A 7,831-nucleotide genomic window follows, 5' to 3' on the forward strand; every position below is an offset into this window, starting at 1 on the left:
GCTTCTTTGCAAAATGATTCGCCTGCCGCGCTGGCTTAGCCAATGCGGTATGTCTTTAATACATCATCTGTTAATTTACACCCTAAACCTGGTTCTTCAGGCAAACTGTAATACCCATTGGTCACACGAACGGGATTCTCCCAAATATCCACCAACGATTCATAGCAATATTCCACCATAGGTGCATTAGGTGTCACCGCCGCTAATTGCACATGAAGTTTTTGCTGGACATTGGTATGAGGAATGCATTCCAGATTATAGCTTCGGGCAAGAGCGGCCACATCCAACCATTCATCAATACCCGAAAGCTTTGTGCAATCGGCTTGGACGATATCTACGGCACCCGATTCAATATAATCCCGAAAATCATATTTCGTATATATGGTTTCACCAATAGCAATCGGAACATCAAGACGGTGAGCTAATTCAGCATGTGCTTTCTTATCGAAAGGGTGCAGTGGCTCCTCCAGCCATTCAATATTAAACTCTTCTAAACGTCTTCCCCAAACAATGGCTGTTTTCAAATCCCATACAGTATTTACATCTACCATTAGTTTCACTTGATCTCCCAATGCTTGACGGACGGCTTTAACACGTTCGTAATCCTCACGAGGATCAGGTCTTCCCAATTTCATTTTCACTGCATCAAAGCCACGATCGACGATGGAGGTCATATCCTGAATCAGTTCGTCTGTCGACCATGACAACCAACCGCCATCTGTATTATAGGCCTTGACTTTATCTTTATGTGCCCCTAAATATTTCCACAAGGGTTGGCCTGCTGCTTTTAAACGAATATCCCATAATGCTAGATCGACTGCACAAAGGCCTACCTGAGTAATACCCACTCGACCTATAAAGTGATTGGTATAAAACAATTCTCGGACAAGTACCTTACGATTCAAAGGATCTTTTCCCTTCAGAAGAGGAGCATAGTTATCATCAATCACCACTTGAACCGCACGTGATCCTTTCGTATAGTTCCAATTAAATCCCCAGCCGCTGATCCCTTCATCCGTATCAATACGCACAGCGATAAATTCAACGGAAGTCAGTCGTGTTTGCGAATCGGTAATCGCCCGCTGTTTTAATGGAATATCGAGTAAAAAAGTTTCAACTTCTGTTATTTTCATCAGATTTGGCTCCTTTTTATACAGTCATGACACGATTCGAATCAAACATTTCATAGACAAATGCGTTCATTTCATAATGACTGATTGAAGTAAAATTAACACACATGAATGCTCCGCTAAAGGGAAGCATTGGTCATAAGTAAAGAGAATTGACGCGTAAGGTATGAGAGATTTGCAACACTCTACAATCGTGTATTCCCAAGCGCCATTGACTCACGATGTGATATGAGAGTCCTAAGGCAAACGAGGCGAGTGCCTACCTGTAGCTGAAATTGACACAATAAGGCCTCACGATGTCTATTGCAATGGATTTAAATAGCTACTCTTTAAGAAATAGTTCAATAACCGGTACAACAGGATCAGGCTTTTGAATCGGCAGTTCCAAGGTAACCGTTCCTGTCTCGCTTTCTGCTTCTGTGCTTGTGATCACTTTATTAGGAACATGTTCTTCCATACAAATTTCTGAAGCATCATGAAGAAATTGAGCGTAGTCTACTTTTCCCGCTAAGCCTGGCAAATGAACGTGTTTAAAAGGCCAAGAAAAGATATGGAGATAGAGACGCTTTCCTTTCTGTGTATAACGGCAATCAACAGGGGGTTGAAAGGAGCTTGCTCCTGCTCCATATATTGCCCGTGAATGAAGGCGCATCCATTTTCCGAGTCCATTAAGCCGATCAAGAGAAGCAGGATCCACTTCTCCTCGGCCATTTGGTCCAATATTTAAAAGGAGATTACCATTCTTTGAAACCGAATCAATGAGCATTTTAATGAGCATATCGACAGACTTCCAATCAAGATTGTCTCTATCGTATCCCCAGCTGCCATTCATCGTTTGACATGCTTCCCAAACCACAGGCAAACCCTCTTTCATTAAGGGCGTACTTGGCTGGTATTGTTCAGGCGTTACAACACCGCGATTTAAATCCAACCGATCATTTAGCAAGATATCTGGTTGTAAATCAAAAATCAATTGTTCTAATTCCTTAGAATCCCAATCAGCTGCCCCCTTCCCTTTCGACCACCCCCAATCTTGATGGGCATAAGAAAAATCAAACCATAAATAATCAATTTTCCCATAGTTACTGAGCAATTCCCTCACCTGCCCATGAAGGTAGGTCCTATAGCGGCTGATCTTTCGGTGGGCAGCCATGGCTTTAAAATCATCAGCATCCCGTTGTGGATGTAAACCGTCAAGTGGAAAGTCAGGATGATGCCAATCGATTAAAGAATGGTAAAAACCAACCCTTAATCCTTCATGACGAAACGCCTCAACAATTTCCCTTAGTAAATCCCTTTTAATCGGGGTATTCGTGACCTTGTAGTCCGTCAATTGTGAGTCCCAAAGCGCAAAGCCTTCATGATGCTTAGTTGTCACGACAAAATATTTCATTCCAGCGGCTTTCGCTGCCCTTGCCCATTGTGTAGGATCAAAAAGATCAGGTTCAAAATGCTCAAAGTATTTTCTGTAAACATCTGGATGAATCTGCTCGCGATTCATGACCCATTCGTGGCGCGCTGCAGCAGCATATAATCCCCAATGGATAAAAAGCCCGAAGCGATCTTGAAGCAGCCATGTCGGATCTCCATAAAATTTGGGAAAATTTGCAAATGGCGTGGATTCTTCTTGAGCACTCACTATTCGTGCCTCCTTTAACTCGACCTTTATCATTAAATTATGCTTAATTCTATTTTAAAATCAAAAAACGCTATATAAATTGCCTATATTGGCATAAATATACTTTATTTTGATAGATAAGTACGACTTCAAACCATTATTTCTAAAACTTCACTTGATAGCGACCACCTTTTTTTGTAAAAAATTTAATGGCACCCTCTTGATCAAAAAGCATAGTCATGCTCTCGCCATTTTCTTCTATACACAAAGGCACTGAGTGATCGACTTGTAATCGGCAATCCCCTCCTGCATTTGACATCAGTTCGGCTTTAACGATGCGCCCCGCCTCCCAATACATATCAACTTCAAAGCCACCTCGGGCGCGTAACCCCTTTATATATCCATTGGGCCAAGCATCAGGTAAAGCCGGTAATAGATGTATGACACCTGCATGGGATTGAAGGAGCATCTCAGCAATGCCTGCTGTAACCCCAAAATTACCATCAATTTGAAAAGGTGGATGTGCAGCAAATAAATTAGGATACACGCCTCCTTGATGGAAATCCGTTTCGTTTTCTCTAGTCAGTCGTAGAAGATGCGACAGAAGCTTTAAGGAGCGATTGCCATCACCCAAACGCGCCCAAAGCCCCACTTTCCAGGCGAGACTCCATCCCGTTCCACCATCTCCACGCAATTGCAGGGATTGCTTGGCGGCCTGAAAAAATTCTGTATTAAGACGTTTGGTTAATTGTTTGCCAGGATAGACACCAAATAGATGGGAAACATGACGATGATGAGGATCCTCCTCCTCAAAATCCTGAAACCACTCCTGCAGTTGTCCCTTTTGCCCGACTTGCATAGGAAAGAGCTTATCTCGCATAATTTTCCATTTTCTTCTTAATTCAGCGTCAACCTCTAAGATTTCCGAAGCAACTATACAATTTGAGAAAAGCTCCCATATTAATGACAGATCCATTGTTGAGGCGATGCTGATGCCCGTCGACTGTTGTCCAACCGTAAATTTATTTTCGGGAGAAGTCGAAGGTGCAGTGATCAACTGGCCCTTGTCATTCTCGAACAGCCAATCCTGACAAAAAAGCGCCGCTCGCTTCATAATCGGATATGCTTTATGACATAAAAATGCAACATCTTTTCCAAAGGCATAATGTTCCCATAAATGCTGCGTTAACCAAACTCCTGCTAATGGCCAGATGGCCCAAACAGGGTCACCCTCTCCATAATTGCCGACTGGCGCTGTTTGCGCCCAGATATCGGTATTATGATGAGCGGTCCATCCTCTAGCCCCATAATTCACTTGTGCCGTTGTTGTACCATTTTTTTCTAATCTTTCAATCAGTCTAAATAATGGCGCATGACATTCCTCTAAATGACAGGTTTCAGCGAGCCAATAATTCATTTCAGCATTGATATTCAATGTCCAATTGCTACTCCAAGGAGGTTGTATTTCTTTATTCCAAATCCCTTGTAGATTCGCAGGTTGTGTCCCTTGCCTTGAGCTCGCTATCATCAGATAACGCCCATACTGAAATAACAATGCAATCAGGTCCGGATCACGAGCGCCATACTTTAAAATATGTTGATCTGTTGAGAGTTCAGCGGGTGCCTGACGTTCACCTAAATGTAAATTCACGCGTTTAAACAATGTACAATAGTCGTCAAGATGCCGGGCCAATAATGCGTCATAACAATACAAAACGGCTTTTTCGATGGGCTGCATGGTAAGGGCGTGTACCTCATTCTCACTTTTATTTGGCATATGGTCATGTCCGTTAAAGCTTGTCGCCGCATTAAAATAGAGGGTCACCGTTGATGCGTCTCTAATATGATACATCTCTGATTCTATGCTGTGTGTTCCATCACCCATAATATGGCAGGCTGCCTCGAATCGCATCGCTTTGGTCGCTTGCCAATCCCCATAAACGATAGGATATCCTGAGCAATGATAAGGTGGATCAACATGTTCAGGAGCGATGCCCATCAATGTCAATTGATGATCCGATGCCTGAATCCGATGGCGAAGCGGACTATCCAATCTAACACTAATATTTAATGCTTTCGGCTGATCAGCTTGGAGGCGCATGACAATGACCTGATCTGGATATGAAGCGAACATTTCTCGGGTATAGGTTACACCCCTTATTTCATATTTAATAACAACAGCTCCTTTATCAAGATCAAGAGAACGGGTATAGGAAGTGATGGCACCTCCTTCTGGATAGTCAAATGCCAGATGAAGATCACCAAGCGGTAAATAAGTTTGTGTGTAGGGACCCATCATGTTACGACATAAGCGGTCGGCAGCAATAAATTGACCATCTAATAACAGTTTACGAACGCTTGAAAGGGTGGGTTGAGCCTGTGGATTGTTCCACTCTTTAGGATAACCTGACCACAAAGAATCTTCATTTAGCTGAAGCCTTTCATCATGTACACCGCCAAAAATCATGGCCCCAAGACGACCATTTCCAATCGGGAGTGCTTCTGTCCATTGTGAAGCTGGAGAGGCATACTGAAGCTGCAAATATGTCACCATCCTGTATCGTTATCATTTACCAATCATTATACTAGCGAGCGGATTTAGATAAATTGCGAATGATTGCAAAATTATACTATTTAATGATAAAATGAAAGCGATATCATTAGTGGCTATGAAAAGAGGAACCCAGTTATGAAGGTATTGAAAAGACAATTTAATGAGCATACGCATTTTCCTTTTGAACTCGCCTATCGCAACACAAAAGGGCCTAAAAGTGAACTCCCTGATCATTTCCATGAATGGTGTGAAATTGTTTATATTTATGATGGCAATGGGACATTTTTTATCAATAATACCTTCTATTCGATGCAAAAGGGGGATCTTTTTATCATCCCTGGCGGTACCATCCATCATACGCTCCCCGATGCTGACAAACCCTTGACGTCTTCTGCTATTTTTTTTGATGCGACAATCATTACTCATGATTTTTATCAAGATTTATTCTCTTACATGTATGCTTTTGAACAAGGGAAACAACTCAATGATTATAAATTGGCACTCGATGAACAGGAACAGTATGCCATCGAAGCCTTCTTTTGTAATATACAGACGGAAATCACTAATCAAGCAATTGGTTTTCAGTCCGCTTGTGTCCACTGGTTACATATGATTTTGCTTGCCATCAATCGCCTGATCCTCAAGCAGCAAAAAGAAGCTTTACCAGCTTTTGAAAAAGGACCAAAATGGATTCATAATATCATCAGATATATTGAAAACCATCTTATCGAACAGTTGACGCTTTCAGGCCTCGCTAGAGAAGCCTGCATCAGCCCGGAACATTTTAGTCGGGTTTTTAAACAAATGACTGGGATGAATGTGACGGATTATATAACGACTAAAAGGATTATTAAAGCAAAGGAGCTGCTTTTAAATACAGATGATACTGTGGCTCTCATTGCCGAAAAAAGCGGGTTTTATAGTACGCCCCATTTTTATCGCATGTTTAAACGCTATGTAGGGAAAACCCCTTCTCATTATCGCAAGCACAGCTGACGGGCTGTATCTGTTCAGTATCAATGCCATAAAACAACGTACTATTTTATAGAATCTAACCGCCGCTTTCAGGAGCATTAAAAGACTCCTCTTTTTAATGCTCCTTTTCCATCATGAGGTGGTCACCTCTGTTGCAATTCAGCCTTTGCACGTCAACGAGATAGCTTCTAATATTCTTGTTCCGAATCGCTAATGGTTGATCTTGTAAGAAGCTGAACCGCCCTTGCCCTCTTATGAAGCCTTTGTGTACACAGGTCCTATTTTAATTGCAGCAGCCATTCAACTTTTTCTTGTGGCTACCTCCTGTATGGCCAAAAAGGCTTGATATTGTTTTTTTATCTTGAGAATCAAGTGCATCAAAATTTCTTTGCACAGTCACCTCCAAATCCGTCATCTCATCTATGAACATTCCTTAATAGCATTGACTGAAAAGCCAAATCTCCACCGATAATGTCTTTTGGAATGGTCTTAAAATAGACGATATCAAAGGTTTTCGATACCGCGTATTGGAGCGAAGTGTCGTCGAAAAAAGAGAAGAAACGTTTCGGCTCATAGTCATCCTCTTCCCATATGCCTTCTGAATTATTTCCGCCATAAACCCCCATATAAAATAATCCATCCGGTTTGAGGACCCTTCGTACTCTATAGAGCACCTCAGGCAATTCCGCTTTTGGAACATGTAATAAGCAATTTAACGCATAGACAGCATCAAAGCTTTCATCTGGGAACTCCAGATGATCAAAGCTCATAACTTTGGCCTCCAACCCTTTTTCACGACATAATTGAATAGCATTTGCAGAAATATCTGTACTCATTGTTTGAAAACCTTTATTTTTAAAAAAAAGGCTATCTCTGCCTGCCCCCGCTCCAATTTCTAAAAGCGATGTTTTCTTTTCCTTAACTAAGTATGAATAGAACGTCTCCCTCTCCTTGACCTTCCAATCCTGTGTTGCTCTTTTATCTCTAGTGACCATTTGCTGGTCATAAGCCATTCTGAGCTTTTGTTTAAGTTGATTGATCACAATCATCCCCTCCACAATAAACAAACACATGTTCTTAATCATTTATTTCGTCATATCTACACCAAACTCCTTTCTTTTCTCCCAAGTTTTTATAACCTATTCTAAGAAAATAAGAATGGCTTGTACTTTTCGCAAGCCATTTATAGAAATAAAAAGGAAAAGCCTGTTTAAACGCTGATATTATAAGGAGATTAAGCCATACTAATGCTGTGAAATGGAGGTGAAAAAACCATGGCCAAAAACAATAAAGATGTTGTACAGCACGGTGTCAATGCTGCAAAAGAAAAAGCCACTGATAATGAAGAAAAACAATACGTAGAAGAATTAGCGTCTGAACTTTCGAGTTCAACGCAAATGACAAAAGCCACTAATAAAAAGCAATAATTTAAAGGGGACTGACATGATGTGAAGTGCCCCCTGTCAAGTAGACAGTGAAAATAATAAAACGAGTTTTAAGCGGCTTTAGTTCTATATTCCATAGGGCTAAGGCCGTTTAATCGTTTTTGATATC

At 41.3% G+C, this 7,831-nt stretch carries 6 protein-coding genes; 2 read left to right on the forward strand and 4 right to left on the reverse strand.

Going from position 1 to position 7,831, the window contains the following annotated elements:
- Positions 1-35: 35 nt before the first annotated feature.
- From IEW82_RS09390 to IEW82_RS09400, 3 genes are all read right to left on the reverse strand, one after another.
- Complete coding sequence (locus IEW82_RS09390; RefSeq protein ID WP_188692783.1) at positions 36-1,133, reverse strand: mandelate racemase/muconate lactonizing enzyme family protein; 1,098 nt, start codon at positions 1,131-1,133, stop codon at positions 36-38.
- A gap of 319 nt (positions 1,134-1,452) precedes the next feature.
- Positions 1,453-2,769 carry an alpha-L-fucosidase gene (locus IEW82_RS09395; RefSeq protein ID WP_229672492.1) on the reverse strand — a complete coding sequence of 439 codons (1,317 nt, stop codon included), beginning with the start codon at positions 2,767-2,769 and terminating at the stop codon, positions 1,453-1,455.
- 142 nt (positions 2,770-2,911) lie between these two features.
- Positions 2,912-5,299, reverse strand: coding sequence for a glycoside hydrolase family 95 protein (locus IEW82_RS09400; protein ID WP_229672496.1), 2,388 nt, complete (start codon positions 5,297-5,299; stop codon positions 2,912-2,914).
- A gap of 138 nt (positions 5,300-5,437) precedes the next feature.
- Between IEW82_RS09400 and IEW82_RS09405 the strand changes: the two genes are divergently transcribed.
- Entirely contained in the window at positions 5,438-6,298 is an 861-nt protein-coding gene (locus tag IEW82_RS09405; protein WP_188692790.1) for a helix-turn-helix domain-containing protein, read from the forward strand.
- A 395-nt stretch (positions 6,299-6,693) separates the two neighbouring features.
- Here the strand turns inward: IEW82_RS09405 and IEW82_RS09410 are convergent, their stop codons facing one another.
- Positions 6,694-7,320 carry a class I SAM-dependent methyltransferase gene (locus IEW82_RS09410; RefSeq protein WP_229672494.1) on the reverse strand — a complete coding sequence of 209 codons (627 nt, stop codon included), beginning with the start codon at positions 7,318-7,320 and terminating at the stop codon, positions 6,694-6,696.
- A 231-nt stretch (positions 7,321-7,551) separates the two neighbouring features.
- On the opposite strand from IEW82_RS09410, the gene IEW82_RS09415 reads away from it, so the two are divergent.
- A complete protein-coding gene (locus IEW82_RS09415) occupies positions 7,552-7,704 on the forward strand; it encodes a hypothetical protein (RefSeq protein WP_188692792.1) in 153 nt (50 codons plus the stop codon).
- Positions 7,705-7,831: the final 127 nt, after the last annotated feature.

The sequence above is a fragment of the Pullulanibacillus camelliae genome (genome assembly GCF_014642655.1).
GTDB lineage: Bacteria > Bacillota > Bacilli > Bacillales > Sporolactobacillaceae > Pullulanibacillus > Pullulanibacillus camelliae.

Excerpts from the sequence above, each read along its gene's own strand:
- IEW82_RS09390 (WP_188692783.1), bottom strand. The coding sequence starts at position 1,133 with ATGAAAATAACAGAAGTTGAAACTTTTTTACTCGATATTCCATTAAAA.
- IEW82_RS09405 (WP_188692790.1), top strand. The coding sequence starts at position 5,438 with ATGAAGGTATTGAAAAGACAATTTAATGAGCATACGCATTTTCCTTTT.
- IEW82_RS09415 (WP_188692792.1), top strand. The coding sequence starts at position 7,552 with ATGGCCAAAAACAATAAAGATGTTGTACAGCACGGTGTCAATGCTGCA.